The sequence below is a fragment of the Frankia sp. CcI49 genome, from assembly GCF_001983215.1.
Classification (GTDB): Bacteria; Actinomycetota; Actinomycetes; order Frankiales; family Frankiaceae; genus Parafrankia; species Parafrankia irregularis.
Map to the genome: position 1 here is coordinate 26,261 of NZ_MOWP01000046.1, position 24,929 is coordinate 51,189.

Consider the following 24,929-nt stretch of genomic DNA (forward strand, 5'->3'; position numbering starts at 1 on the left):
CATGGACAACCGCACCTGGCAGCAGGTCAACGTCGCCTTCCCCGACTGGGCGAACGCCGAGGGCACCGCCGTGGACCACCTCGCCCCTCTGCTCGACACCGCCGAGACCGACGGGCTCATCACCTCCTGGTTCTTCGTGCGCAAGGCGCCATGCTGGCGCATCCGCTACCTGCCCCACCAGCCGGCAGGAGCGGCCGAGGCGTACGTCCACACACGTCTCGCCGATCTCCGGGAGCCACGCCGCATCCAGGACGCCACGTCCACCATCTACGAACCAGAAAGCCATGCCTTCGGCGGCGCCGAGGGCATGGACACCGCCCACCGGCTCTTCCACCTCGACAGCCGACACCTGCTCACCTACCTGAACAGCACCAGCCACAAACCGGCCGACCGGCGCCGCCGTGAACTGTCGGTCCTGCTGTGCTCGCACCTGCTGCGCGCCGCCGGGCTCGACTGGTACGAGGAAGGCGACGTGTGGGCGCGAGTCGCCGAGCACCGGCAACCACCTGAGCGCACCCCCGACGACAGGCTCCGCACCCTGCACGACGGCCTGCGACGCCTGATGAGCATCGACACCGACAGTCTGGCCAAGGACACCCTGCCGCCGGCTTTCACCGCCTGGACCAGCGCCTTCGCCGCCGCCGGAACCGAACTGGCCGCCCTGGCCACCGACGGCCGGCTACGCCGCGGCCTACGCGCCGTCCTCGCCCACCACATCATCTTCGCCTGGAACCGGCACGGCCTTCCCCACACGGCGCAGGCCGTCCTCGCGCACACCGCCAAGACCGTGGTGTTCGGGCACGACCCCGCCTCCGATCACCAGCCGCACGATCGGGAACCGGCATGACGAACATCGGAACAGACCCGGCCGACGAGAACCTGCTCGCCTGGTTCCCGCTGGTCCAACGCCCCCGCCCACCCGGCCTCCCCCTCGAAGACCGAGTCAGACAACTACAAAGTCTGGCCGCACGGACAGCGGACGGCCTCCCACTCGTCCGAGCCGCCGAAATCTGCAACAAGGCGGCGCTGATCGCCTCCGACTCCGGACAACCAGACCTCGCCCAAGACCTGTGCTGGCGCCAACACATGGTCTTCGATCAGGCGCGCCCCCTGCCCGCCTCGGCCGCCGAACTCGCCCTCCAACCGGTGCTCAACCTGCCGCGCCAATGGATACGCGACGGTGAGGGCAACCGCGCCTACGCGATCCTCCAGGCCCTGCACGAGGCCGCGCACACGCAGACCAGCGCACTGATCGACGGACGGTCCATCAGTCTCCGCAACGTCACCTGCGCCCCCGACGACCATCGGACCATGCGCACCCTGACCTGGACGGCGCTCCTGGCGGACGGAGTCCGGGCGCTGGCACGGGCCGGGCGCTGGCACGAAGCCGCCGAACAAGCCGCGGCCCACAGAGGAGTCGGCCGCCGGCTCCTCGACGGCCGACAAGCGACCGTCCTGGCACTCGCCCAGGCAGGGCACACCGAGCAGGCCGCCGCGCTGGTCGACCAGAGCACCACCCCCGAGCCCTGGGAACAGGCGGTTCAAACGATCCTGCGGGTGTACTGCCTGCGACAGGCCGGCACCGACACCGGCCCGCAGATCGCCCCGCTCCTCACCGCCGCACTCACACTGATGCGGCAGTCCGACCCCTCGACCATGGTCTTCCGTGCCCGAGCAAGCATGATCGCGCTCGACCTCGCCGACGGCCACGACCATCCGTGCATCGACGCGCTACGCCGGGCGCTGATCGCGGGTGCGCTCAAGGACGCGTACACGGCCCGCGACACGCTCGCACACCGCCTCCAGGAGTCGATGACGACGACGCAGCGCCATGCCCTGACCGATGTCATCCGTGCCGCCGGGCTCGATTCCGGCAGCGTCCCCGAACCGTTGTATGGCGACCTGATGGACACGGTGAACTCCGCCGAAGCCCAGCTACGCGGACATCTGAGCCAGCACGCCAGGCGCTGCGAGTGCACAACAACGCCAAGCTGAACAACGGGCCGACGGAGAGGTTGCACGATCCCCTTACCGCTCGTTCCGTGACAGAAGGATTACCCTGAGATGGTTCCAGTCATCAGGAACGGAAGATCGGTCAGCTGGCTTCGGAGGGGGTCAAACGCGTCGTGACGACCAAGCCAAGTCAGCGGATGGAGCAGGACGAACTGCGGGAGCGGATGCGTGCTGTGGGGATGTCGCACGACGAGATCGCGGTCGAGTTCGCCCGCCGCTACCACTACCGCCCCCGCGCCGCCCATCGCCAAGCCCGCGGCTGGACCCAAACACAGGCCGCGAACCACATCAACGCCCACGCCGCCCGCGCCGGCCTCGACCCGGACGGCGCAGCCCCCATGACCGGCCCGAAGCTGTCGGAACTGGAGAACTGGCCGCTGCCGAACAACCGCCGCCGGCCCACCCCCCAGCTCCTCGCCCTGCTCGCCGAGGTCTACGGCACCAGCATCCACGGTTTGATCGACCTTGACGACCGCGAGCATTTCGGCCCCGCCGACCTGCTCCTCATCGACAAGACATCGAGAACCGCACGGCCGCAGCCGGTAGAACTGTCGGGACAGACGAGGCGCCAGAGCGACAGAACCGATGTCGGCGCCATGGTACAGCCCACCGCCGCCCGAGGAACTCGATCGCTGGTGGAACTGTGCACGAGTCCCATCGGCCGCCTTTCCGAGGAAACGGCAGGTCCCATGACGTGGGAAACGGTACCGACGACAGAGGCGGTGAATAAGATCGCCAGGGACGATCTCTCCCTTGATCGCCGCGAGGCGGCTCGCGCAATGGCGGACGTGATCGTCGGCGCTGCTCTTCTTGAGGGAGCGGAGCGCTGGCTGAATACCATCGAGCCACCCGCCGGGCAGCGTCGCACCGCTGGCGTCGGCGATGAGGAGATCGAGCAGATCGAGCTGGCCGCGCGAACCTTCCGAGCCTGGGACAACCAGTTCGGCGGTGGCCTTCGACGGAAAGCGGTCGTGGGTCAGCTCGCTGAGATCGCGGACGAGCTTCGCGACTTCTCGCATCCACAGGATCTGACCCAGCGGCTGCACGGCGTGATGGCCGATCTTGCTGAGACCGCCGCGACGATGTCCTGGGACTCGGGGCAGGGAGGGATAGCGCAGCGCTACTACCTGCTCGCTCTTCGAGCAGCCAAGGCCGCTGACGATCCCGCGTTCTGCGCGAACATCCTCGCCGGCATGGCGCGGCAGCAGTTCTATCTCGGCCGGACGACCGAAGGACTTGAGCTCGTCCGCCTCGCGCAGGACGTCGCCGGCCCTCGGGCGACCCCGGCGGTACGTGCGATGCTGTTCACGCGCGAGGCATGGGCCTACGCCCAGCAAGGTCGGCTCTCCGCCTTCCGGCGCGCGACAGGCCGGGCGCAGGACACCTTCCGCGACGTCGACCCGGCCGTTGAACCGCACTGGATCTCTTACTTCGACCAGGCGGAACTGGCCGGCGTCACCGGAGGTCGCCTCCTCGACATCGCGCACCAGGCGCCCGAGTACGCCGACGAGGCAGCCACCTGGTTGAGCCAGGCCGTCCGGGCTCGGGGCGTCGGCAGTGTCCGCAGCACCGCTCTTGATCAGCTCGGGCACGCCGAGATCAGACTGGTGCAGGGCGAGTTCGACGAGGCAGCACGGCTAGGCCACGCCGCCGTGACAACGGTCGAGCAGACCCGGTCCAGCCGCGTCCGGGTCAAACTAGGCCAGTTCTATCGGCACGCCGAAACCAGAACATCCGCCCGCCCCATCGCCGAGCTGTGCGGGAGGATCAAACCCATGCTTCGCGCCGAAGACACGGCCGCCCAGATATGAGACGTGAGGAAGGTCAGGACTTGACCCGCATCGGTGTCACCGGCCACATGGACCTCACCCCCGCGACCGTCCCCCTCGTCCGGGCCGCTCTCACCGCGGCTCTCCTGCCGTACGCGCCAGACCTGACCGGCGTCAGCTGCATCGCGGCCGGCGCCGACAGCATCTTCGCCGACATCATCCTGGAAATCGGCGGCACACTCGAAGTGATCATCCCTGCCGCCGACTACCGCACGAGGAAGGTCAAACCCGACCACGCCCCTCTGTTCGACGACCTCGTCCGTCGGGCCGCCACCGTGCGGGTCCTGCCATACGAGATCTCCGATCGGGCAGCGTACGAGGCCGCGAACGAGGCACTCCTCGACACCGTCGATCTACTCATGGCAGTCTGGGACGGCCAGGCTGCCGCGGACCAGGGCGGCACAGCCGCCGTCGTCGCTCACGCCCAAGCGAACGAACGCGCCGTCCAGGTCATCTGGCCAACCGGGGCAGCGCGACAGCGACACCTGTAATCCGGGCTTTGCTCGGACAAGCGAACCATCGCCAGACGAGCGCCGAGCACGGCGAAGACGTCGGCTGGCATCATCTGATCGGCCTCGCGGGCGCCGGTCATGCGCCCTATCCGACCACAGGGCGGGCAACCCCTTCGGGTCCCTCCGCCAAGATCGCTGTAGCCGGGTGAGAAGAGTGATCGACGATCGTAGATCGCCGGCCTTCCCGTGAATCATGCGTTGGCGGAGAAGGACCAAGCCCGAACACCACGGTCCCCCCGTTGACGACGAGACCCGCCCGCCGGGCGCCACGCGGGAACAGTATGCTGAGACGATCCGGGACGCATTGCGCGCCGCCGAGTGTGCCGAATGCGGCGAGCGGCACGGCGGGTTCGTCGTCGAAGCCCAGGAGAGGCACGAGGCACTTCGCGTGCGCTGCGTCACCGACGACGACGTTCTCGACCGTCCTTTCGAGGAACAGCGCTACCGGCATGTCCTGGCCGCCGCCGGATTCGGTGTGGTGACCGGTGTCGAGGACGACGGCGGACTGTGGGTCTGGCCGGTCGGAGTTCGACCGGTAGTGCCCCGGCCGTCGCCGCGGGAGCTGGCCGAGGGCTGGCTGCGCACCCTGACGATCACCGGCGAACCAGGCATCACGCCAGCGCGGGCGATGGAGCTGATCACGCAGGTCAACCAGCCGCGCACACTCGGGGTGCGGATGCGTACCCCGCTGCCCCCGGAGGACGTGCAGATCCTGGAAGACACACTGGCCTGGCACGCCGAGGTGCGCACCCGTGAGGTCGGGCTACATCTGCTGCTGGAGGGCCTGCTGATCGGCTGGCTGGCCGACGCGACCGGACAGGGGCGTGACGCGATCGTGCAACGCCTGGCCTTGGCGGTCGAGAACATCCTGCCTTCGGATGCCGGCTCCTCAGCTGGTTGAACGGGTAAGCGGGGCCGGAACACGTGCGGCGGGGCCGTCTCCCGCTGTTGTCATCACGGCGGGACCGCGGCGTCTCTGGCCCGCCAGGCCACCGTCTGTGTCCAGAACGGAGATCTGGAGCACGCGGTCGATGCCGGACAGCTCGCGGCGGACGTGGCGGACGTGCCGGTGGAAACTAACTCTGTTCGGCTTCGCCGTGAGCTCGTCGGCCCACGGCATGCCGCAGAACGTGGAAGGGCACGGCCGTCGGCCGGACCTCGACGAGATCTTCGCGCTGGAGAAGGAGACCTGACATGCCGGACATTCCCGCGCCCCTGGCCGACGACGAGATCGAGGACCGGCTACGCGAGCTACCCGGCTGGGCCCGAGTCGGCCAGGAGATCACCAAGTCCTTCCGCATCCGCTACCACGGCGGAGTCGCCCTGATCGTGCATGTCGCCGACATCGAGCGGCTCATTGGCCACCATGCGGACATCGACCTGCGCTGGGACAGCATCCGCTTCGGGATCACCACACACGACGCCGGGCATCGGATCACCGCAGCCGACTTCGATCTCGCGCGGCGCATCGACACCATCGCCCAAGCCCAGAGCGCGGAACTACTCTGACACACCTGTCAGGATCAGGATCAGATCTTGGTGGCGGAGTTGCCGGCACGTTCGCCCGGCCTGGGTTCGAGGCACCCAGAGCCATACTCACACCTACTGGGACGACCAGCCGGGTGACCTAAGCAACGTCCCACGCCCCGCAGGCAGCGGTAGGGCCAGGAGTAGTGCCGAGCTGGTCTGAGGCGGCACATGACAAAGGCCAAGTTCAGGTGTTGGCGGAGTCAGCCGAACGAATCAGCGGGTTCGAGCCGAAGAAATACGCCCGGCCACTGCCGTCACCGCAGGTCAGCGGCGCTGTACGGACCCGAAGCGGATGTTCGTTTCCCGGGGAATGACGGGCGTACGGTCGGTTGGGAAGCTGAGGACGTTCAGCGTCGGCGCGTCAGCTTGCCGTCACGATGGCGGTGGTCTGCTGGCTCGGTCGTCGAGGCCCTACATCGAGGAGGACCTGATGATCGCCACTTCTCCGTCCCCGCCAGCCGCGGATACCACGACGAGGCCCGGCCGCCCTGGGATCTGCACACGGGCGGACGAGCCTTTAGTCTTCACCGACGGGCACCATTTCCAGCTGCGGGCTCCGATGGATCTGGACGCCGTCGCCACCGCGGCCATAGGGCCGCTGTCGGTGATTCTTCAGGTCACGAAGAAATGCAATTTCGACTGCTCGTTCTGCTCCGAGACGCTCCAAGAGCCGGACCCCACGCTGGGCGCGATGGAACGGATGCGGGACAACCTGGCCGGGGTGCCCCGGGTGTTCCTGTCCGGCGGCGAGCCGTTGCTACGCCGGGACTTCGTCGACATCGTCGACATGTTCGCGGGGACCGTGATCGGTGTGCCGACCAACGCGACCCGCGGCCTCCAGCAGGCCGCACGCCTGTCGGGCAAGGTCGCGTTCGTGAACGTCGGGTTGGAAGGGCCGCGGGCGACGACGAACCGCGTCCGCGGCAACTACGACGCGGTGATGGCCGGGATACGGGCGTTCCAGGACGCGGGGCTGCCGTTGTCGCTGTCGGCGGTGGTCTACCGCTCGACGGTGGCCGCGTTGCCGTTCACGTACCAGATCGCCGATCTGTTGGACGCCGGGAAACTCAAGCTGATCATGCCGTTGAAGAAAGGCAACGCGCTCGACCTCGCGGACAACGAGTTCCTCAGCCTGGAGGAGGCCACGGCGACGTTCGGCCGGCTGGCCGAGTTGCGGACGGTGCACGACTGGCGGCCAGCGCTGCGGCTGACGGCGTGGACCCCGGACACCGAAGGCCACATGATCGTCGTCGGGCCGTCGGGGCAGGCCAGTGCCTGGCCGGTTTACGACGCCCCCGACCTGCTCGAACCGCTGGGGAACCTGCTCGACGAGCCGATCGACGTGATCTGGGCGCGGTACCGGTTCGGGCGCAACCACTACGCCAAATACCTGGGGCGGTCGATCCGCGCCCTCACCCGCGCCGACCGGCCGCCGGCCGAGCGTCCTGTGCTGCGGATCAGCCATGCGTGAGGCGACGAACCTGGGCTGGGCCGACACGCCGTTCGGCGCGGAACGGCGGCCGTTCGCCGAACGCACCCCGTTGTTGGCCGCGTTCGCCGTCCTGTGCGATGCCGCGGTACCAGCGGCCATGGGGGCGGTGTACCTACGCTTGCCGCGGGGCCGCACCGTGACGGTGACCGAGGCGACCTTGCGGTTCGGCTTCCACGCCGTCGCAGCCGAGGAACCGGCCGAGGCTCCCACTGTCGCGGCCCGGCTTGATGCCCTGCTGGTGCAGGCCCGACGCCGGGCGGCGATTCTCGCCGGCCACCGTTTCGCCGGCGACTTGGCGAGGCTCGCCGCCGCCGGCGAATCCACGCGGGGAGTCACCGCGCTCGCCGCCGTCTGGCCGGGTCCGACCGCGCAGCCCGGTCTCGCCCGGCTCCACGACACGGCGCACGGCCACCCACCGGCCGCGTTGCACGAGGTGTGCGGCGCCGTTCACCTCCGCGGCCTGCCCGCCGACCCGGACCCTGTCTCGGCGGTGCCCATGGCCTCCGCGGGTACTCCACAGATCCTTAAGCGGGTCCTCGTTCGCACCTTGGGGATCGCGCTCGTAGCGGCGCGTAGCAGCGGCTGTTACCAGTGGGACAAGCTCGATCTGGACACGGTCGTCGAGGTCGCTGCCTGGGACCAGACGACGGCGACACCTATGACGATGCCCTTGGCGCAGCCCTCGTCTCGCCACGCCGTCCCGGCCGGCCGCGACGGCCAGATGTCGGCTGCGGAGGAAGGCCGCTGATGCTGCGTAACTGCCGTGTCATCGCAGTCGAGGGCACCCACGCCTCCGGGAAGACCACCCTCACCCATGCCCTCGCCGCCTACTACCGGGAACGCGGCGTGCACGTCGCCTGCGTCCCCGAGCCCGCGCGCAACAGCCCGTTCATCGAGGAGATCGTCGTACACGGCCACGGCGAGTTCGACCTGGAGACCGAGGTCGACCTCTTCGCGGCCCAGCTATCCAGTCTGCTGCGCACCGCCCGCCAACACACGATGGTCGTCGCGGACAAGACGATCGCGAACGTCCTCGCCTACGCCTGGCTCGTCCTACCCGGCGGCCCCGAAGGACCCCACGCCCCCGTGCTGCATGCCATGGAGACGTTCTGCCGGGCCTGGGCGCCGTTCTACGACGCGGTGTTCTACTGCACCGACAAGTTCGACCAGCACCAGATCGGTGACCCCTACCGGTCCAAAGTCCTCGACATCCAACCCGCCGCCGACAGGGTCGTCCGTAGCATCTGCGCCACCGTCGGACAGCGGATCTACGACATCCCGCCGAACATGTCCACGAGCGCACGGGTCAGCTGGATCGCCGAGCAGCTGACCCTTCTTGGGCTCGACCCGACCAGTCGCTGACCACCTCAGCCCGCCCTTGGGAGTGCACTGCCGCCATGCCGTACCGCAGCGTCATCGACGTCATGCTCCTATTCGTCAGAGATGACACGGTTCTGCTGGCTTTGCGCTCCGGTACCGGTTTCGCGGATAACTGGTGGAATGTTCCCTCGGGCAAGCTGGAGGAAGGAGAGGATGTCGCTACCGCCGCGTGTCGTGAGGCCCACGAAGAAGTCGGCCTTGACATCGATCCTTCATCGCTGATCCTTGCTTCGACAGTGCATTTTCGGAACGCGTTCGGGGAAGGGCGCCTCGGCCTGTTCTTCCGGCCGGAGCGCTGGCAGGGTGACCCTGTCAACGCCGAGCCGCATAAGTGCGCCGAGATCCGCTGGTTCCCCCTCGACAGCCTTCCAGACAACACCTATCCTTATACCCGCGTAGGCGTGGATCTTTACCGGGGTCGAGGAAATTTTGCGGCGGCCGGCTGACAGGCCGGAATGGTTCACACGCCTCCGGGTTAGGAATATCCAGCTTCTCATCACCGCGGGCACCAGGGTCGACAATGCCCGCGCACCGTCTCCTTCCTCGTAGCCGCTGTCTACTCCTGCCCATTTCCCTTTTTCCTTGCCGATCTATGTCGCGTTGCTCGAAGTGAGAAGGATGAGCATTCATGCCCCTGGTGCAGACGGAGCGTTCCGGTAGTTCGTCGGATGCGGACCGGGTGGAGGTGAGGGTCGCGGTCGTCGGTGCGGGTGAGCAGGCGGTGGCGCATCTGCTTCCCGCGTTGGTGCATCTTGACGGTGTCCGGCTGAGCGCTCTGGTCGATGCGGACGACACCGTCGTCGACCGGGTCGGGGACCGTTTCGGGGTGTCATGCCGGTTCGGGTCCGTCGAGGCACTGCTCGGCGAGGTCGCGGTGGACGCCGTGGTCGCGGCCTGCCCGCCGCAGGCCCATGAGGAGATCGCTCAGATGGCGGTCGAGCACGGTGTTCCGGTGTTTCTGGAGAAGCCGCCCGCGGTCTCCACCGCGCGGCTTGGGCGGCTCGCGGAGGCGGCCGAAGCACGGGAGGTGACGACGGGTGTCGGGATGAACATGCGGTACGCCGGCCCCTACCTGCGGATTCGTGAACTGTTGGCGCGGCCGGAGGTCGGCGTGCCGGTGTCGGTGACGGTGCGGCATGTGGCCAGCAAGCCGCGGGGGGCGCTGTGGGACCTGCCGCCGTTGCGCAGTTTCCTGCTCGCGCAGGCGATCCATCCGGTCGACCTGCTGTTGAACCTGACCGGCCCGCCGACGGCGGTGGAGCCCGTGTGCCTGCACAACGGGACGGACACCCTGGTCTCGGTGCAGACCCAGTCCGCGTCGGGGGCGGTGGGCTACGTGCTGACGGGAACGTACGCGCCGCGGTTCGAGAGCCGGGTGGAGATCCTGACCGACGCCGGGGTCGGGATCACATTGATGGGACTGGCGGAGCTCACGGTGACGGGGTTGCCGGCGGCGGACGCGGCGGGCGGGTCGCGTGGCTGGTCGCAGCAGTGGCGTCCCAGCCCGTTGGACACTGGCTTCGAGCGGACCGGTTTCCAGCACGAGCTGCGCGCCTTCCTGACCGCCGCGGCCTCGGGGGTGCCTTTCACGCCGGGGTTGGCCGATCTGCTGCCGACCTTCGAGCTGCTCGATCTGGTGGAGCGGAGGGCAGCCGCGTGACCACGAGGACGGTCGACACCGCGCATCCCGTGCTCGACGAGACGGATACGGCGGAGGTCGTGGCGGCGTTGTCGAGCGGGGATCTGTCCGGCACGGCGCCGGTCGTCGCCGCCTATGAGGCGGCCCTCGCGACGACGTTCGGTGTGGACCGGGCGGTGGCGTGCTCGTCGGGGACCGCTGCGGTTCATCTGTCGTTGCTGGCCCACGGTGTCGGTGCCGGGGATGAGGTGATGGTGCCGGCGACCGCGCCGGTGATGACCGCGATGCCGGTGCTGGCCGTGGGTGCGCGGCCGGTCTTCGTCGACGTCACTGACAGCGCGTCGTTCGCGGTGAGTCTGGCCGATGTCGAGGCTCGTCTCAGTGCTCGGACGCGGGTGGTCATGTCGGTGGCGATGTGGGGTTACCCGGCCGACGGCGACGCGCTTGCAGCGCTATGCGACCGGCACGGGCTTGTGCTGGTCGAAGACGCCACGCAGGCCCATGGCACCCGGACCGGAAATCGTCTTGTCGGGACCCGCGGCCGTATCGGCGCCTTCAGCACCCATCTACGCAAGCTCGTCAACACCGGCGAGGGCGGGTTCCTGCTCGTCGATGACGAGGCCACTGCGGACCGGCTGGTCGCGCTTCGCAACGCCGGGAAGGCCGCCTCGGGTGGGCAGTTCGGCCGCGGTTTCGGCCTGAACTTCAAGCTGCCGGCGATGTCGGCGGCTCTCGGGCTGCGCCAGCTCGCCCGGCTCGATCAGCGGGTCGCGGCGCGGCGGGCCATCCGGGACCGGCTGGCCACGGCGGTGGAGCCGGTGGACGGGGTGACACCGTTCCCGGTCCGCGACGGCATCCCGAACGGATACGCCATGCTCCTGCTGGCCGACGACGCCCACTTGGCGGTCGTCCTCGCCGAGGCGCTCGCGCAGGCCGGGTTCGTTTCCGATCCGCGCCGTTACGGCTATCGGCCGTTGTACGACTACGACGCGTTCGCGGAGGTCCCTGCCGATGCCTGCCCGAACGCCGCGGAGCTGTGTTCTCGGCTGGTCAGCCTGCCCTGCCACGAGGGTGTGAGCCCGGCCGACGAGCAGCGCATGATCGACACGATGTGTCAGGTGGTCGGCGCATGACGGGCCTGCCGGGAGTGCGTCATGCGACGGCCAGCGTGTTTCTTCTTCGCGGGCCCGTAGCCGGCGGGTCCTGGGCGCTCGGTCTGATCCGTCATCCCCGCTTCGACCGGTGGATGGTGCCCGGTGGTCATGTCGAGCAAGCCGAGAACCCCGCTCAGGCCGCGCTGCGTGAACTCGTCGAGGAAACCGGTCACACCGCGACACTGGCCGCCCCGCCGTCCCGCCTCCCGACACCGTGGGGGTTCGGCGTGGACGGGGAAGCGGTCATGGCGATGCCGTGGTGGATCGTGGAGGAACCCGTCCCGGCCGATCGGTATCCCGCACCTCACATCCATGTGGATCATCTGTACGTCTGCGTCGCCGGTGCGGACGCGCCGGACAGCTCCGAACATGGCCGGCCTGTGCTGCGGTGGTTCCTCGCCGAGGACCTCGGCGGTCTGGACATGTTCGACGGGACTCGTCGGCTCGCTGGCTCCGGTAGCGAGTTCTGGCCCCATCTTCCAGCTTGAGTTCTAGCGGTGGTTGCAACACCAGTCCCGAAAGGTGTTGCAGTGACCGGATCCCGACGGAACATCCGCAAGCGCGGCCCCGAGCCCGACCAGGCCAAACGTGATCACTACCTTCGGCTGATGGCACAGGGCGTGAGCAACTCGGCGGCGTGCCGGGAGGTCGGGATCAACCGCAGGACCGGAACACGGTGGCGCTACGGGCGCACCAGCACCGACCATGCCGGCCGGACCCGCTCCTACCCGCCGATCACCCAGCAGCCGCGTGTGCTGTCTACGCGGTTCCTGTCCGAGGACGAGCGGGTCCGCATCGCGGACCTCCTCCGTGCCGGGAACTCGATGCGGGAGATCGCCCGCCAGCTCGACCGCGACCCGGCCACGATCAGCCGGGAGATCCGCCGCAACCGTGACCCGCGCTCCGGGGTCTACCACCCTCACCAGGCCGAACAGCGCGCCGCGGTGCGCCGCTCCCGCTCCACGCAGGGCAAGCTGCGGCGCAATCCCGCGCTGCGCCAGTTCGTCCAGCAGCGCCTCGACCAGCACTGGAGCCCCGAACAGATCAGCGTCGCGCTGCGGCACGAGTTCACCGACGACCCGGAGATGCGCGCCGCGCCGGAGACCATCTACCAGGCGCTCTACCGGCCCGAACGTGGCGGCCTGGACCGCGACGCCGCCACGAAACTGCGCACCCGCCGACGTGCTCGCCGCCCCCGCCGCCGCCTGGACCAGCGCGCCACCCGCTTCATCGACCCAGGCACGCTGATCACCCAGCGGCCCGCCGAGGTCCAGGACCGGATCCAGCCCGGCCACTGGGAAGGCGACCTCATCGTCGGCCAGGGCAACCGGTCCGCCATCGCGACCCTGGTCGAGCGCTCCACCCGCTTCGTGATGCTGCTCCACCTGCCCGACCGGCACGGCGCCGACCAGGTCCTCGACGCGCTCGTGCGCCGGATCTCCAGCCTGCCCAGCCCGCTGGTGCGGTCGCTGACCTGGGATCAGGGCAGTGAGATGAGCCGTCACGACGAGTTCACCGCGGCTACCGGTGTCCCGGTCTACTTCTGCGAGGCGGCCAAGCCATGGCAGCGCGGCTCGAACGAAAACACCAACGGGCTGCTACGCCAGTACTTCCCGAAAGGCACCGACCTGTCCATCCATACCGCGGCGGATCTGGCGGCTGTCGCTACCGAGATCAACACCCGACCCCGCAAGATCCTCGGTTGGACGACTCCGGCGAGTCAGCTCGATAAGCTCGTCGCAACACTCGACCTCCCGGATGTTGCAACCATCGGCTGAATCCGCCGTTCCGTCGGGATCCGGTCACTGCAACACCTTTCGGGACTGGTGTTGCAACCACCGCTAGAACTCAAGCCGGAAGGTGGAGCCACTCGAATCTCTCAAAGCCAGCTCGCCGGCGACGTCCTGACCCGGGCCGCAGGCGGCCAGCTCAGCGTGGCCGGTGACGCGGTGCCCGGACAGGACGGCCGGAGGGGCCGCACGCGCCGGTTCTGGACGCCGCTCGGGCGGGTGGCGCGATGACCGAAGTTCTCGTGGTCGCGCCGCATCCCGACGACGAGGCGCTCGGCTGCGGCGGCAGCATCGCGCGGCACCGCCGGGCCGGGCGCACCGTCGGCGTGCTCTATCTGACCTCCGGGGAGCACGCGAGCCCGACCGTGCCGCCCGACGAGCTCGGGCCGATCCGGGAACGCGAGGCGGTCGCCGCGACCGCTGTCCTGGGGGTGCCCGAGGACGYGCTGATCTGGCTGCGGTTCCCCGACGGCGGGCTCGACGTCCGCGACCCTGACCAGGTCGGTGCGGTGATGGCGGTGCTGCGCCGGTTGCGGCCCACGGTGCTGTACCTGCCGCATCCCGATGACGGCTCGTTCGACCACCGGGAGGCCGCCGCCCTGTGTCTGCGGGCGGCGGGGATGGCGGGCAGTGCGAACTTCCCCGAGTGGGGCGGGCGGCCGTGGTGGGTCCCGACGATCCTGGGCTACGAGGTGTGGAGCCCGATCGTCGACCCGGTCTACACCGAGGACATCACCGACACCCTCGACGCCAAGGTCGCGGCGTTGGGCTGCTACCGGTCCCAGGCTCAGGCGGCGAAGGGCGGCGGGCAGGCCGACTACATCGGCGAAYCGGCCCGTTACCTGGCCGGCTACCGCGGTGCGATGACCGGCGGCGGGTTCCGGGAAGCCTTCACTGTGCACCGCCTCGGAACGGTCCCCCTATGAATCTGACGCGCCGGCCTCGGCGCCGACGTCGAGGGTGGACGTGGTGGTGCTGGGCCGCCGCCGCGGCCACCACCGTCCGTGGCCTGCGCGGGACAGGGAACACGATCTCCTCGCTGCGCTGGCTGCGCACGGCCATCCCCGGCCACGCGGACCCGGTGCCGTCCGGGCCGGCACGGCCCTTCTTCGTGCTGGTCCTTCCGATGCTGCGGGAGCAGAGGCTGATCGCCGACACGGTCAGCCTGTTCAGCCGGATGGCGGCCGGCTACGGCCCCGCCCGCGTCGTGGTCGTGACCACGGCCCGTGAGGAGGCCGAGCGTGACCGGGCCACCGCCCGCCTGCCCGAGCTCGCCGCGGCCCTCGCGGCGGGCACACCGGTCGACCGCCTGATCCGGAACTTCCGGTCAGTCCTGCCCGCCGCGCAGCTGGCGGGCCTGGCGGAGACCTGCCGCGGGTCCGCCGCCGCGGACTGCGCGGCCACCGTCCGGGCCGTGTTCGAGGCGCTGCCGACCACCAGCCAGCTCGCCGCCGACCTGACCCGCGACCGCCCCTCGGTGCGCCACCTGCACTACCCCGACCCGCAGGGCACGATGGCCGACCAGGTCAACCACGCGGCCCGCGTCGAACTCGACCGGCTCGCCGCCGACGGCGTGGACACGAACTGGGTGTACCTCGCCCAGTACACCGCCGACTCCCGCCCCGACCCGGCAACCCTCAACGTCGCGGCCCACCGCATCGCCGACCTGCACCAGGCGACCGGGCAGCCGCCGCGGGTACTGCAACAGTCCGCGCTGTTCCTCGCCAACCTGTCCACGTTCCCCACCGGGCCGGCCGGCCGGTACCTCACCGGCGCGGCGCTGCTCCAGTCCCGGTGGAGCCTGGCGCGGGAGATCCCCACTTGGCGTCGCCACCGCCGGCCAGCCGCCACCCGCACCGGCCTGCGGTTGCGCTGGCCGCGCTATGCCCACTGCACCGGCCATGGCCTGTTCCTGCACGCCGAGACGTTCCTGCGCTGGGGTGGGCTGCCCACCCGCACGATGAACGAGGACCTCGCGCTGGGATTCCTTGTCTCGGCCGCGGGTGTGCCGATCGATCCGATTCCCGCCGTGGAATGGGCCGACAGTCCGACCTCCCCGGCGGAGGTCATCCGGCAGAAGCGGCAGTGGTTCTGGTCCTACGTCGACTACCCGACCCTGCTCCGTCTCGCCGCCACGGGTCTGCCCGGGGAACGCACCGCGCCGGGCGGGGTACGTGGGCTGCTCGCCGTCCAGGGCCTCGGCCGCGGGGCGATCTGGCTAGCGACCTCGCCCACGCTGGCTGTAACCCTGGCCCTTCCGCTGGTCGCGCGACGCCCGGCCGCCGGCGGGATCGCCGCGGCGGCGGCGATCGGGATTTATCTCGTGCCCGGCTACCTGATCGTCGAGGAGCTACGCCGCCGCGGCCTGCGCCCCGACCGTCTCCACGCGGGTGAGGTCGCCGGGCTGCTCGCCGCCTACCTCACCCACAGCGCCGGGCCCTGGTGGTGCCTCGCCAACGGCCTGCACCGCGCGGCCACCGGCCACCGCTATGTCCACGACAAGACCGAACGGTGACGCCCCCATGACCCTCACCAGCGAGACGGCGACGCTCGACCGTCTCGTCACCGACCTGACGACCACCCCGCTGAACCTCACCACCGTGGCGGACGGCCATCGCACCGGGCGCGGCGTGTCCGCCCTGCTCACCACCTACAACCGCTGCCCGTTCGACCCGGCCGCCGGCCGGCTGCACGACAACCCGCTGACCTGGGCGCTGGACACCCTGCTCGCCCAGGCCGGCGACACCCTCGCCGAGATCATCGTCGTGGACGACGGCTCCACCGACCACACCGGCGACGTCCTCGACCATTACACCGCCCTGCCGGGCGACGTCCCCGTCCGCCCAGTACGGCTGGCCGCGAACACCGGAATGACCGTCGGGCGCAACATCGCCGTCGAGGCGGCCTCCTGCGACTGGCTGCTGTTCGGCGACGACGACTGCCTGTTCAGCCCGCACTACGCCGCCGGCGCCGCGCACACCCTCGCCCGGCTCCGCGACCACGACCGCAAGGCCGGGCTGGTCATGCTGCCGTTCTACTACCGCGCCCTACGCCCCCGCGACGTCGTCGACCAGGACGAGATCGGAAAGCTTCACCTCACAACCGCCCGCTTCTCCACCCGGTTCCACGCCCCCTACCTCCACGGGCCGGCACCCCGACTCGACACCGCCAGCGGCCTGCTCGCCCCCCTGCCGGTCCAGCTCGTCGGCGGCACCTTTCTCACCGACCGCCGGCTGCTCGCCCGCGCTGGCGGGTTCGCCGACCAGACCCGGTGGCGCAGCGCCTACGCCGAAGCGCTGCACCTGTCCGCGGACCTCACCCGCGCCGGCGTCAGCCTGTACTTCACGCCCGACCCGCGGCTGTCCGCCCCCCACTTGAAGTTCGGCGCTGCGGGCCGGTTTCCTCTGCACCCCGACGACCTGGACGCCGTCGTGCCCGTCCTCGACCGGCCCTTCGCCGACTTCGTCGCCCTGTCGAGCGTGCCACGCACGAACACCGGCGCACGGGTCCCCGACCGCCGACTCCTCACCGAGATGGTCGGTTCCTTCTTCGCGTTCTTCGTCGCGCACAGCCCGGCCGGCGGCTACGCCTGGGCGACCCGCATGCACCGCGAGCTCGTCATCGACGCGACCGTGCACTCCCTGACCATCACCCGCCCGCCGAACCTGGCGGAACGGCGAGCGGCGTGGCACGACGGCCTGACCGCCGGCGGACGAGCCGCCAACGGCGGCGTGATCGACGTCCAGGCCGTGCTCGACGACGTCACCCGCACCGTCGGCGAGCCCCGCATCCTCCTGTGACCACCCCCGGCCTCTCAGCCCTGGGCCAGCACCTTCAGCACCTGGTCATAGTGCTGGGTCCACCAGACCACCAGCGCCGCCGCGCCGGGAAACAGATGGTCACGGGACCGGTCGCCGCGCAGATACCGCCACTCCAACATCCAGAAGTCGTGCAGCCGTTCCCACCACAGCCGCCACACCGCCCCAGCGAGATCCTCTACCGGCAGAAGGGACGCCCGCTGGTAGCCGGCGACGAACCTCCCCGCCCGCTCGAGGTCCAAGCCGCGCTCGTCGCCGAACCCGAACAGCAGCGTCGCCGCGCGGACCACCTCCGCGGCCAGCGGCCCAGCCATAAGCCGGTCCCAGTCCAGGACCGCCGCGACCGTCCCCGCGTCGTCGTAAAGCAGGTTCAACGCGTGGAAGTCCCCGTGGACGTGACCGCCGGCTCTCGCCCGGCCGTCCGGGGGCCGCCGGTCGGCCAGCTCGGCGAGCATCGTGCGGCGCTCCACCAGCACCCGCGCAGCCCTCTCGTCAAAGGCGTCCCGCGACCGCGGCGGCGGCAACCGCCCGACCAGCGTCTCGATCAGCTCCCCTGTGGACGCCGGGTCCGCCGCTGGCTTCCACGCCACCTCCGGGACCGGCGGAAGAACGTCCCCCAGCGCCCGATGCACCCCGCCGAGCAGCCCACCGAGCTCGCCACACTGACCCGCGGTCAGCTCCAGACCCCTCCGATGCCGCCCGGCGACCCAGGGATAAACGGCGAAACGGCCCTCCTCGGTACACACCAACCGGGCGCCATCCACGGTCGGAATCACCGCCGGGACCGGAAGGCCACTCGCCGCCAACCAGCTGGTGACCTCCTGCTGAAAGCCGATCTGCTCCCGGTCGATATCGAGGAACTGCTTGACGAAGAACACCCCCGCCGACGTCGTGACCTGCCAGTTGCGGTTCATCAGCCCCTCGGCCAGATACCGCACCCCCGTCGGCGCCCCGATCGGCCAGAACCGCAACACCGACAGCGGCAGCACCGGACCGCTGTCCTGGCTCACCTCGCCACGTCCGGGCTCAGCGCTCACCGCCATGGCCGTCCTCACAACTGTCGGTCCCTCCGACTACGGTCCGCACCGTACACCGGCCCTCACCCCGCCCCGGAGACACCATGACACCGCCACCTCAGCCCACCGCCGGCCCCCAGCTGGTCGCCCTCGACGGCGGATGCTTCACCGGCAAGACCACCCTCGCCACCGTGCTGGCCAGCCAGCTCGGCGCCACCGCCATCCCCGAATACGCCGACCTCGCACCGCTGCCGCCCTACCCACCCCGCACCCTCGACGACGTCCACGCCGGCCTCGACCACCTGTGCCGGCTCGAACAACAACGCACCGACCTCGCGAGGCGCCTGCGCACCCACCTCGTGCTGTTCGACCGCAGCCCCCTGTCCTGCATCGCCTACCAGCAGGCCATCTCCCACCTCGGTGTCCCCGCCGACCCTCACTACGCCGCCGGCGTCTTCACTGACGCCGTGCACGCGGGCGCGGCGCTGCCGCCCGACCGTTACCTGTACCTGCGCCTGCCTCGCGAGACCGTTCTCGCCCGGCAACGCCACCGCGGCCCCGTGCAACCCCACCTCGTCGACCCACGCTTCACCACCGCCAACGACCACGCCAGCCTGCGCTACCTCGCCATGCTGCCCGACGACCGGCGCCTCATCCTCGACGCCGACCGGCCCATCAGCCAGCTCGCCGCCACCGCCGCGGCCTTCTTCGCCACACCGCCGACCTCACCAGCCCCGACCGCCTGGACCCGCATGCTCGACACCCCCCACGGCCAGCCGCGCACACCGGCTCCGGCTCCACACCCCGCATGAGCCGCGTCTCATCGGAACGACGGCCACCTGCACCTCCCGACGCCGTCGTGTTCGACTGCGACGGAACCCGCGTCGACACCGAGATCTGCTGGAACCACGCCTACACCACCCTGTTCCACCACCACGGCCACACCTTCACCGCCACCGACCACGCCACCCTCATCGGCCAGCCCATGCCCGTCGTCGGCCGCCTCCTCGCTACCGTCCTCGGCTTCCCCACCCACCACAGCGCCCGCCTCGCGGGCGACATCCTTGACCTCGCCCTCACCGAACTTGCCGCCGGCGCCCCCGCCCGTCCCGGCGCCATCCACCTCGTCCGCGCCCTCCCTGACCGCAGCTACCGCCTCGCCGTCGCCTCCAGCGCGCCCCGTGCCCTCGTGCACCAGCACCTCGTCGCCGCCGGGCTCACCGACGCCTTCCCCGTCGTCCTGTGCGCCGAAGACACCGACCAGCCCAAACCCCACCCCGACATCTACCTCCGCGCCCGCACCCGACTCGGCGCCACGCCAGCGCGAAGCATCGCCATCGAGGACTCACCCCCAGGCGTCCTCGCCGCCCGCACCGCCGGCATGTACGTCATCGGCGTCCCGGCACACCCGATCATCGCCCTGGCCGCCCACCTGACCGCCAGCGACCTCCACACTCCACCCCTGCGCACCGCCCTCGGTCTCCCGACCGGCGAGACCCCGTGCCCGTCCCGTTGCAACCCCCGCACCGCGTGACGCGGGGCGCGACCCGCAGGGCGCTACCCACACCATTTCAGGGGAAGCCGCAGCGTCCCCATCAACGGCCGATGTGCTGGACCGCTATTGACCGGCATCCGATGGGTGCGGCTCGCGCCGTCCGACCCGGGCGACCAGACGAGACGTGTCAGGCGCTCAGAGGGGCGACAGCCGCGGTGCCCCACTGGTAGGTCCGGCCTTCCCGGTACAGCCGCACCAGCCGTAGATCGGCCACGGAGACCTCGACGGGGGGCAGGTCACGCAGCCCCGCGACCCGGTGGATGAGCGGTTCCGCAGGCGTATCGCGGTTGCAGTAGGCGATGCCGACGTGCGGCCGGAAACGCCGCTCGACGGCGGGCAGGCCGCAGGCGATGGACGCGTCGTCCACGGCGTCCCGCAGCCGGGCCAGGGGTTCCCAGGGGGTGACGGTGAAGCGGACCGCGCCGCTCGATCCGGCCAGCGGTCCGACCCTCAGCCGAAACGCCGGCTGGTGACCGCACTGTTCAGCGACCCGGCGGGTGACCGCGGCGAGGGTGGCGGGGTCGATCTCGTCGGTGAACGCGAGCCGGCGCACGGTGAGGTGCAGCCCGTCGGCGGGTACCGGGTCGAGACAGGCGAGGTCGTGCAGCTGCTGCTGGCAGGTCGCGGCGAGGTCGCGTAGCGCGGCGCTGTCGAAGGTCAGGAACCAGTGGAAGCTGCTCCGGCCCGGGGTCCAGCCGGGCCGGTCCCAGTGGTCGATCATGGAGGGTAGGACCCGGAAGCGTTCCCAGTCGTCATGGACCGGATCGTGCTCGCTCACTGTGACGCGCCGCGGGGCAGCGTCTGGGTCACCTCGGCGAGTTCGGCGACGGCGGGCAGGATCCGCCACGGCGCGGTGCGGCGGGCCAGTTCCTGGCCGCGTTGGCGGATCGACTCGATCGGGGCGGCACCGGCACGGGTGAGGGCCTCGACGCCGAGCGCGGCGCTGTGTTCCGGATCGGGGTCGGCGCCGGCCGTCAGCGCGGTGGCGACATCGAGGGTGATCAGGACGTCGCTCCACCGGGAACGGTCCGCGCCCGGCATGCCGCTGGCGGTCTGGGCGTAGCTCTGGACGAGGGCGGTCTCGCCGGTGCCGACGTGGGCGGTCGCGGCGTTCGCCGCGATCCGCGCCAGGCTGTAAGCGCCGAAGGAGATGCACGGCGACATGCCCTCGGGTAGCTCGGTGTCCGCGGCGAGGTCGAACGCGCGGCCGACGGCTTCCCGCACACCGTCGCGGTCGCCGAGCTGACCCAAGGCGCGGGCTTCACCGTTGACGGCCAGCCGGGTCGCCTGCGGCCCGCCCGCGGCGTGGGTCTGTCCCTCGCGTGCCCGTTCCAACGCCAGCCGGTAGTCACCGGCGTAGTAGGCGCACAGGCTTTCGGTGCCCCGTACCCAGGCCGCCAGATCGCTGTCCTCGACGGCAACTGCGAGGGTGAACGCCTCCACACAGTAGGCACGCGCGAGTGGGAAGTCCCCGAGGTTCACCGCCATATAGCCGGCCAGCCCCGACAGCCGCCCCGCGGCCCGCAGCAGCCGGACCCGGTCCCGGGACGTCTGCCAGCCCTCGACGAGGGTCTGCACGCCCTTCCGCTGGCGCACGACAACGGGCATCAGATGCCCCGGGCCCCGCGCCTCATAGGAGGCGACACAGTCCTCGATGAAAACGTCGAGATAGTCGAGGAAAGGCGTTTGCGTCGAGGGTCCTGCGAGATATTGAAGCCGAAGGCCGATGTCGAACATTTCCGCCTGCCGGTCAAACCCTCCACCAAGCGACGCAGCCGGCGACGTGATCCCCGGAGTAGGCGGCCTGATGCCTTTTCCTACGATCTCTACCTGTACCGCACGTCTGGGTTTCGGTAGTTCTTCGGGTCCGACCCGCGCGGTTTTTGGCGTCATGCTGAGAAGGAGATTGTCGGCGGGGGCGAGGTTTTCGCGGTCGTCGAGGTCGATCAAACTGTGGACGCTGGTGTCGTAGACCTCGGCGAGCAGCGCGAGGATCTGGGGGGTGGGCCGGCGGCGGTTTTTCGGCAGCGGCCAGTTCTCCAGCTCCGACAGCTTCGGGCCGGTCATGGGCGCGGCGCCGTCCGGGTCGAGGCCGGCGCGGGCGGCGTGGGCGTTGATGTGGTTCGCGGCCTGCGTCTGAGTCCAGCCGTGGGCGACGCGGTAGGCAGCACGGGGGCGCAGCTGGTAACGGCGGGCGAACTCGACGGCGATCTCGTCATGGGACATACCCACAGTGCGCATCCGCGCCCGTAGCTCCGCCTGCTCCACCCGCAGACTGGGCCTGGTCGTCACGAGGTCTTGGGCTCCTCCCTCGTTCCGCACCACAGCTGGCGGCGGACAGCGAGTCGGAATGCGCCAACAGTAGCCCTCGATCCTCATCGTCCCAAGCGGTCCGGTACGGCCGGCTGCGCCGTGTCCCCCGGCTCGACCTGCCTTGGCGTGTTCGCGGGCTGCCGAAGGGCTCCTGTGGGTGTGTGCGGGTTTTAGCGGTGCCCGCGTTGGCGCGGGTTGCCGTCCGCCTTCGGCCGCGGTTCGACGAGGATCTCTGAGCACCTCCTACTGGTCCGGATGGGCTAGCACAACGATCCGTTGTGCTAGCCCATCCGGACCAACGAGGCTAGCTCTTCTGAGTCATTTCGTGCTGGGACGCCGATCAGACCGAAAAGTTAGAACGCCACAAATCGCTTCCACCGGAGTAGTCCTAGACGGTAAGGGTCATCTGAGGGCCACCCGTCCGGGCGGGTGATCGCCCTGCGTGGAACGGCCTACGAGGTGGAGCGCTGTGGACGGGACTCGTCGGTCTGAACGGCGCCGCGATACACGGCTGCGCCTCGCGAGCGCGGGCGCCCTGATCGCCGCGGTGCTGACTCTCGCCGCTGGCTGCGATTCGGGGGATGGTTCGCAGCCCGCCCCGACTCCCAGCGCCGCCGACGCTTCCGCTCAAGCTCCCGCGTCTGTGTCACCTACGCCGACGTCTCCGGCGGATGTCGCGCGACGGGACGCGGTGGCGGCGTACCTCGGGATGTGGAAGGCGTACGCGCAGGCCAGCCACACCTCCGATTGGCAGGCGCCGTATCTGTCGCAGTACGCCGCAGGTGACGCTTTGCAGGTCATCACCGGCAACCTGTATGCCGACCACTACAACGGTCTGGTCGCCAGAGGCGAACCGGTGAACAACCCGCGGGTGACGTCGGTGACTTCGGAAAACGAGCCGAAGTCGGTGATGATCGAAGACTGCGGCGATGACAGGAACTGGTTGCAGTACAGAACCGACGGGTCTCTGCTGAACAGCACGCCGGGGGCGTCGCATCGGATTGTCGCCGAGGTACGGCTGCACACTGATGGCAAATGGCGGGTGACCAAGTACGGGATCGACACCGCCGGAACGTGCCAATGAGAAGAACCGCCAACCTCGCCGTTCTCGCGGTGGCAACCATCTGCCTATTTGCCTCCCCGGCCGCCGCCGGTGGCATCTACGGCAGAACGGATTGCAGCCAGAACCCTAAGCCCGGGTGCGACCTGCTCGCCGGGGACGACGGCACTACCGCCCCAGCGCCGGATGGCGCTCCTGCGCCCGCCGTTCCTCCGGCGGGTGGGAGCGGCGGGCAGGCGCGTTCTGCCCCTCCGGGTGACAGGGCTTTGGACCCACCCGCATTGCCGATCGCGGATTGCGCGTATGTCCGCAGTGACTACCAGCCGCCCGCTGGCGGGGTGCGGCCCGTCTCCTATCAGCCGTCGGCAACGGGCGGCCTGATGGTGCGGCCCGCGGTGCTCGGCTCGTCGGGCCCGTCGGTGCGTCCTGTGGCTTCCCAGCCGGGGCAGGGGCCGGGTGCTTGGTACATCTACCGGTGCTCGACGGCCGGGGTGCGGGATGCGCTGTACCGGCCGCCGGTGTGGATACCGAACGCCGGTCCGGGAGCTGCTCCTGCGCCGGACCCGGAGGCGTTGGCGGAGCAAGCACGCAGCCAGTTGCGGCTTTCCGGCCCGCAGATCGTGATGAACCCTGTGGTGGATCAGCTGGTGGGGTTGCCGACGTGGCTGTGGCTGGACGCGGCAGGGTGGAACCAGGTGGCGGCGACCGCGGCGGCGGGCGGGGTGTCGGTGACAGCGGTCGCCAAGCCGGTGCAGGTGTCCTGGTCGCTCGGGGACGGCGCAACCGTGGCGTGTACGGGTCCGGGCACGCCGTTCCCGGATGGGGCCGATCCGAAGAGCGCGTCGCCGGACTGCGGCTACACCTACCGCCACCGCTCGCTGGACACGCCGGGCGGGACGTTCGCGGTGACGGCGACAGTGCGCTGGGACGTGACCTGGGCCGGCGCCGGCCAGGCCGGGACGTTCCCGGGACTGACGACTGTGTCGACGACGCAGGCCCGAGTGATCGATGTTCCCGCGCTCACAGCAGGCGGTGGCTGATGACGACCACGATCGATACGGCCCGGCGAGCCACTGAGGCGCACCCACCCTGTGGGTGCTGCGGCGGGGAGGTGTCGTGGTGACCACCCCGTCGTCGGCGCCGCGTACCGCCGGCGCGGAGCGCGGCGCCCGGCACGCCGGTGCGGCGCCGGCCGCGCGGCTGACCGGCGGCCCACGGCGGCGGCGCCGGCTGCCGTATCTCCTTCTCGGGGTCGTCCTTGTGATCGGCTGTGCCGCCGCGGGTCTGCTCGCGGGCGCCCGCGTGGGGTCGCGGGAACCGGTGCTGGTGCTGGCCCGTCCCGTCGCGGTGGGCCACGTCCTGGCGGCGGCCGATGTGCGGGAGGCGCGGATCTCCACCGACGGCCTCGACACGATCCCCGCGGGGTCGAAGGACACCGTGCTGGGCCGGCCGGTGGCCTACAGCCTTCCGGCGGGCACGGTGCTCAGCCGGGCGGCGGTCGGTGCCGCGCAGGTCCCGCCGCGGGGAGAGGCGATCGCGGCGGTGGCGTTGAAGGCCGGCCAGTTCCCGACCGGTCTGTCGGCCGGCTCGCGGGTGGCTGTGGTCGTCGCCCCCGCGACCAGCGCCGTGTCGACCACCGGGTCCTCGGAGGCGGCTCGTTCGTGGCCGGCGACGGTCGTGGCCGTGGTGGCGGCGGACACCGATCAGACGACGGTGGTGTCGCTTCAGCTCGCCGAGGCCGATGCCCGCGCGCTGGCGGCGGCGCCGACCGGGCAGATCGGCGTCGTGACGGTCAACGGAACGGGCAGGTGACCCGTCCTTGATCATC

The 24,929-nt window shown here is 70.3% G+C and carries 25 protein-coding genes; 22 read left to right on the top strand and 3 right to left on the bottom strand.

The window, feature by feature from the left end; all coding sequences use genetic code 11:
- Position 1: 1 nt before the first annotated feature.
- The 17 genes from CcI49_RS36615 (at position 2) to CcI49_RS36695 (ending at position 17,139) form a co-directional block, all read left to right on the top strand.
- Positions 2–847, top strand: coding sequence for a thiopeptide-type bacteriocin biosynthesis protein (locus CcI49_RS36615; protein ID WP_076834166.1), 846 nt, complete (start codon positions 2–4; stop codon positions 845–847).
- Complete coding sequence (locus tag CcI49_RS36620; protein ID WP_076834168.1) at positions 844–1,995, top strand: hypothetical protein; 1,152 nt, start codon at positions 844–846, stop codon at positions 1,993–1,995. The genes CcI49_RS36615 and CcI49_RS36620 overlap by 4 nt, the downstream gene beginning before the upstream one ends.
- A gap of 155 nt (positions 1,996–2,150) precedes the next feature.
- Positions 2,151–3,824, top strand: coding sequence for a hypothetical protein (locus CcI49_RS43910; RefSeq protein WP_241840469.1), 1,674 nt, complete (start codon positions 2,151–2,153; stop codon positions 3,822–3,824).
- On the top strand, positions 3,821–4,333 hold the full coding sequence (locus tag CcI49_RS36630) for a hypothetical protein (protein ID WP_083749937.1): 513 nt from the start codon (positions 3,821–3,823) through the stop codon (positions 4,331–4,333). The genes CcI49_RS43910 and CcI49_RS36630 overlap by 4 nt, the downstream gene beginning before the upstream one ends.
- A gap of 325 nt (positions 4,334–4,658) precedes the next feature.
- Complete coding sequence (locus CcI49_RS36635; RefSeq protein ID WP_076834170.1) at positions 4,659–5,255, top strand: hypothetical protein; 597 nt, start codon at positions 4,659–4,661, stop codon at positions 5,253–5,255.
- Between the two features lie 293 nt (positions 5,256–5,548).
- Complete coding sequence (locus tag CcI49_RS36640) at positions 5,549–5,863, top strand: 4a-hydroxytetrahydrobiopterin dehydratase (protein WP_076834172.1); 315 nt, start codon at positions 5,549–5,551, stop codon at positions 5,861–5,863.
- Positions 5,864–6,314: 451 nt separating this feature from the next.
- Entirely contained in the window at positions 6,315–7,355 is a 1,041-nt protein-coding gene (locus CcI49_RS36645) for a radical SAM protein (protein ID WP_076834174.1), read from the top strand.
- Positions 7,348–8,124 carry a hypothetical protein gene (locus CcI49_RS36650; RefSeq protein WP_076834176.1) on the top strand — a complete coding sequence of 259 codons (777 nt, stop codon included), beginning with the start codon at positions 7,348–7,350 and terminating at the stop codon, positions 8,122–8,124. Before CcI49_RS36645 ends, CcI49_RS36650 begins: the two co-directional genes overlap by 8 nt.
- Positions 8,124–8,738: an AAA family ATPase gene (locus CcI49_RS36655; protein ID WP_076834178.1), complete on the top strand. Its 615-nt coding sequence runs from the start codon at positions 8,124–8,126 to the stop codon at positions 8,736–8,738. Before CcI49_RS36650 ends, CcI49_RS36655 begins: the two co-directional genes overlap by 1 nt.
- A gap of 35 nt (positions 8,739–8,773) precedes the next feature.
- Positions 8,774–9,202: an NUDIX domain-containing protein gene (locus tag CcI49_RS36660; RefSeq protein ID WP_076834180.1), complete on the top strand. Its 429-nt coding sequence runs from the start codon at positions 8,774–8,776 to the stop codon at positions 9,200–9,202.
- A gap of 182 nt (positions 9,203–9,384) precedes the next feature.
- Complete coding sequence (locus tag CcI49_RS36665) at positions 9,385–10,416, top strand: Gfo/Idh/MocA family oxidoreductase (protein ID WP_076834182.1); 1,032 nt, start codon at positions 9,385–9,387, stop codon at positions 10,414–10,416.
- Positions 10,413–11,528 (top strand): DegT/DnrJ/EryC1/StrS aminotransferase family protein, encoded by a 1,116-nt coding sequence (locus CcI49_RS36670; protein ID WP_076834184.1) that lies wholly within the window; start codon positions 10,413–10,415, stop codon positions 11,526–11,528. The genes CcI49_RS36665 and CcI49_RS36670 overlap by 4 nt, the downstream gene beginning before the upstream one ends.
- Complete coding sequence (locus CcI49_RS36675) at positions 11,525–12,037, top strand: NUDIX domain-containing protein (RefSeq protein ID WP_076834186.1); 513 nt, start codon at positions 11,525–11,527, stop codon at positions 12,035–12,037. The genes CcI49_RS36670 and CcI49_RS36675 overlap by 4 nt, the downstream gene beginning before the upstream one ends.
- 120 nt (positions 12,038–12,157) lie before the next feature.
- Positions 12,158–13,327, top strand: a complete 1,170-nt coding sequence (locus CcI49_RS36680; protein WP_347280171.1) for an IS30 family transposase — start codon at positions 12,158–12,160, stop codon at positions 13,325–13,327.
- Between the two features lie 239 nt (positions 13,328–13,566).
- Positions 13,567–14,265, top strand: coding sequence for a PIG-L deacetylase family protein (locus CcI49_RS36685; RefSeq protein WP_076834189.1), 699 nt, complete (start codon positions 13,567–13,569; stop codon positions 14,263–14,265).
- A complete protein-coding gene (locus CcI49_RS36690; RefSeq protein WP_076834191.1) occupies positions 14,262–15,854 on the top strand; it encodes a hypothetical protein in 1,593 nt (530 codons plus the stop codon). The genes CcI49_RS36685 and CcI49_RS36690 overlap by 4 nt, the downstream gene beginning before the upstream one ends.
- A 7-nt stretch (positions 15,855–15,861) precedes the next feature.
- A complete protein-coding gene (locus CcI49_RS36695) occupies positions 15,862–17,139 on the top strand; it encodes a glycosyltransferase family 2 protein (RefSeq protein WP_076834193.1) in 1,278 nt (425 codons plus the stop codon).
- A 14-nt stretch (positions 17,140–17,153) separates the two neighbouring features.
- Here CcI49_RS36695 and CcI49_RS36700 read toward each other — a convergent pair whose 3' ends face one another.
- Positions 17,154–18,194 (bottom strand): phosphotransferase, encoded by a 1,041-nt coding sequence (locus CcI49_RS36700; RefSeq protein WP_158230876.1) that lies wholly within the window; start codon positions 18,192–18,194, stop codon positions 17,154–17,156.
- A gap of 83 nt (positions 18,195–18,277) precedes the next feature.
- On the opposite strand from CcI49_RS36700, the gene CcI49_RS36705 reads away from it, so the two are divergent.
- Together CcI49_RS36705 and CcI49_RS36710 are read left to right on the top strand one after the other, a co-directional pair.
- On the top strand, positions 18,278–18,985 hold the full coding sequence (locus tag CcI49_RS36705) for an AAA family ATPase (protein ID WP_076834196.1): 708 nt from the start codon (positions 18,278–18,280) through the stop codon (positions 18,983–18,985).
- Between the two features lie 47 nt (positions 18,986–19,032).
- Entirely contained in the window at positions 19,033–19,707 is a 675-nt protein-coding gene (locus CcI49_RS36710; protein ID WP_158230877.1) for an HAD family phosphatase, read from the top strand.
- Positions 19,708–19,855: 148 nt separating this feature from the next.
- Here CcI49_RS36710 and CcI49_RS36715 read toward each other — a convergent pair whose 3' ends face one another.
- Together CcI49_RS36715 and CcI49_RS43915 are read right to left on the bottom strand one after the other, a co-directional pair.
- Positions 19,856–20,506: a 2'-5' RNA ligase family protein gene (locus tag CcI49_RS36715; RefSeq protein ID WP_076834200.1), complete on the bottom strand. Its 651-nt coding sequence runs from the start codon at positions 20,504–20,506 to the stop codon at positions 19,856–19,858.
- On the bottom strand, positions 20,503–22,020 hold the full coding sequence (locus tag CcI49_RS43915; protein ID WP_241840471.1) for a hypothetical protein: 1,518 nt from the start codon (positions 22,018–22,020) through the stop codon (positions 20,503–20,505). Before CcI49_RS43915 ends, CcI49_RS36715 begins: the two co-directional genes overlap by 4 nt.
- A 490-nt stretch (positions 22,021–22,510) precedes the next feature.
- Between CcI49_RS43915 and CcI49_RS43920 the strand changes: the two genes are divergently transcribed.
- From CcI49_RS43920 to CcI49_RS36735, 3 genes are all read left to right on the top strand, one after another.
- Positions 22,511–23,125 (top strand): hypothetical protein, encoded by a 615-nt coding sequence (locus CcI49_RS43920; RefSeq protein ID WP_241840473.1) that lies wholly within the window; start codon positions 22,511–22,513, stop codon positions 23,123–23,125.
- Positions 23,126–23,382: 257 nt separating this feature from the next.
- Entirely contained in the window at positions 23,383–24,141 is a 759-nt protein-coding gene (locus tag CcI49_RS40260) for a hypothetical protein (protein WP_241840475.1), read from the top strand.
- A 79-nt stretch (positions 24,142–24,220) separates the two neighbouring features.
- Positions 24,221–24,913: an SAF domain-containing protein gene (locus CcI49_RS36735; protein ID WP_241840477.1), complete on the top strand. Its 693-nt coding sequence runs from the start codon at positions 24,221–24,223 to the stop codon at positions 24,911–24,913.
- Positions 24,914–24,929 lie beyond the last annotated feature (16 nt).

What these genes read in the sequence shown, in the direction of transcription:
- CcI49_RS36640 (WP_076834172.1), top strand. Translation starts at nt 5,549, where the DNA reads ATGCCGGACATTCCCGCGCCCCTGGCCGACGACGAGATCGAGGACCGG.
- CcI49_RS36695 (WP_076834193.1), top strand. Translation starts at nt 15,862, where the DNA reads ATGACCCTCACCAGCGAGACGGCGACGCTCGACCGTCTCGTCACCGAC.
- CcI49_RS36675 (WP_076834186.1), top strand. Translation starts at nt 11,525, where the DNA reads ATGACGGGCCTGCCGGGAGTGCGTCATGCGACGGCCAGCGTGTTTCTT.
- CcI49_RS43910 (WP_241840469.1), top strand. Translation starts at nt 2,151, where the DNA reads ATGGAGCAGGACGAACTGCGGGAGCGGATGCGTGCTGTGGGGATGTCG.
- CcI49_RS36650 (WP_076834176.1), top strand. Translation starts at nt 7,348, where the DNA reads ATGCGTGAGGCGACGAACCTGGGCTGGGCCGACACGCCGTTCGGCGCG.
- CcI49_RS36655 (WP_076834178.1), top strand. Translation starts at nt 8,124, where the DNA reads ATGCTGCGTAACTGCCGTGTCATCGCAGTCGAGGGCACCCACGCCTCC.
- CcI49_RS36705 (WP_076834196.1), top strand. Translation starts at nt 18,278, where the DNA reads ATGACACCGCCACCTCAGCCCACCGCCGGCCCCCAGCTGGTCGCCCTC.
- CcI49_RS36615 (WP_076834166.1), top strand. Translation starts at nt 2, where the DNA reads ATGGACAACCGCACCTGGCAGCAGGTCAACGTCGCCTTCCCCGACTGG.
- CcI49_RS36665 (WP_076834182.1), top strand. Translation starts at nt 9,385, where the DNA reads ATGCCCCTGGTGCAGACGGAGCGTTCCGGTAGTTCGTCGGATGCGGAC.
- CcI49_RS36630 (WP_083749937.1), top strand. Translation starts at nt 3,821, where the DNA reads ATGAGACGTGAGGAAGGTCAGGACTTGACCCGCATCGGTGTCACCGGC.
- CcI49_RS36660 (WP_076834180.1), top strand. Translation starts at nt 8,774, where the DNA reads ATGCCGTACCGCAGCGTCATCGACGTCATGCTCCTATTCGTCAGAGAT.
- CcI49_RS36690 (WP_076834191.1), top strand. Translation starts at nt 14,262, where the DNA reads ATGAATCTGACGCGCCGGCCTCGGCGCCGACGTCGAGGGTGGACGTGG.
- CcI49_RS36645 (WP_076834174.1), top strand. Translation starts at nt 6,315, where the DNA reads ATGATCGCCACTTCTCCGTCCCCGCCAGCCGCGGATACCACGACGAGG.
- CcI49_RS36680 (WP_347280171.1), top strand. Translation starts at nt 12,158, where the DNA reads ATGGCACAGGGCGTGAGCAACTCGGCGGCGTGCCGGGAGGTCGGGATC.
- CcI49_RS36620 (WP_076834168.1), top strand. Translation starts at nt 844, where the DNA reads ATGACGAACATCGGAACAGACCCGGCCGACGAGAACCTGCTCGCCTGG.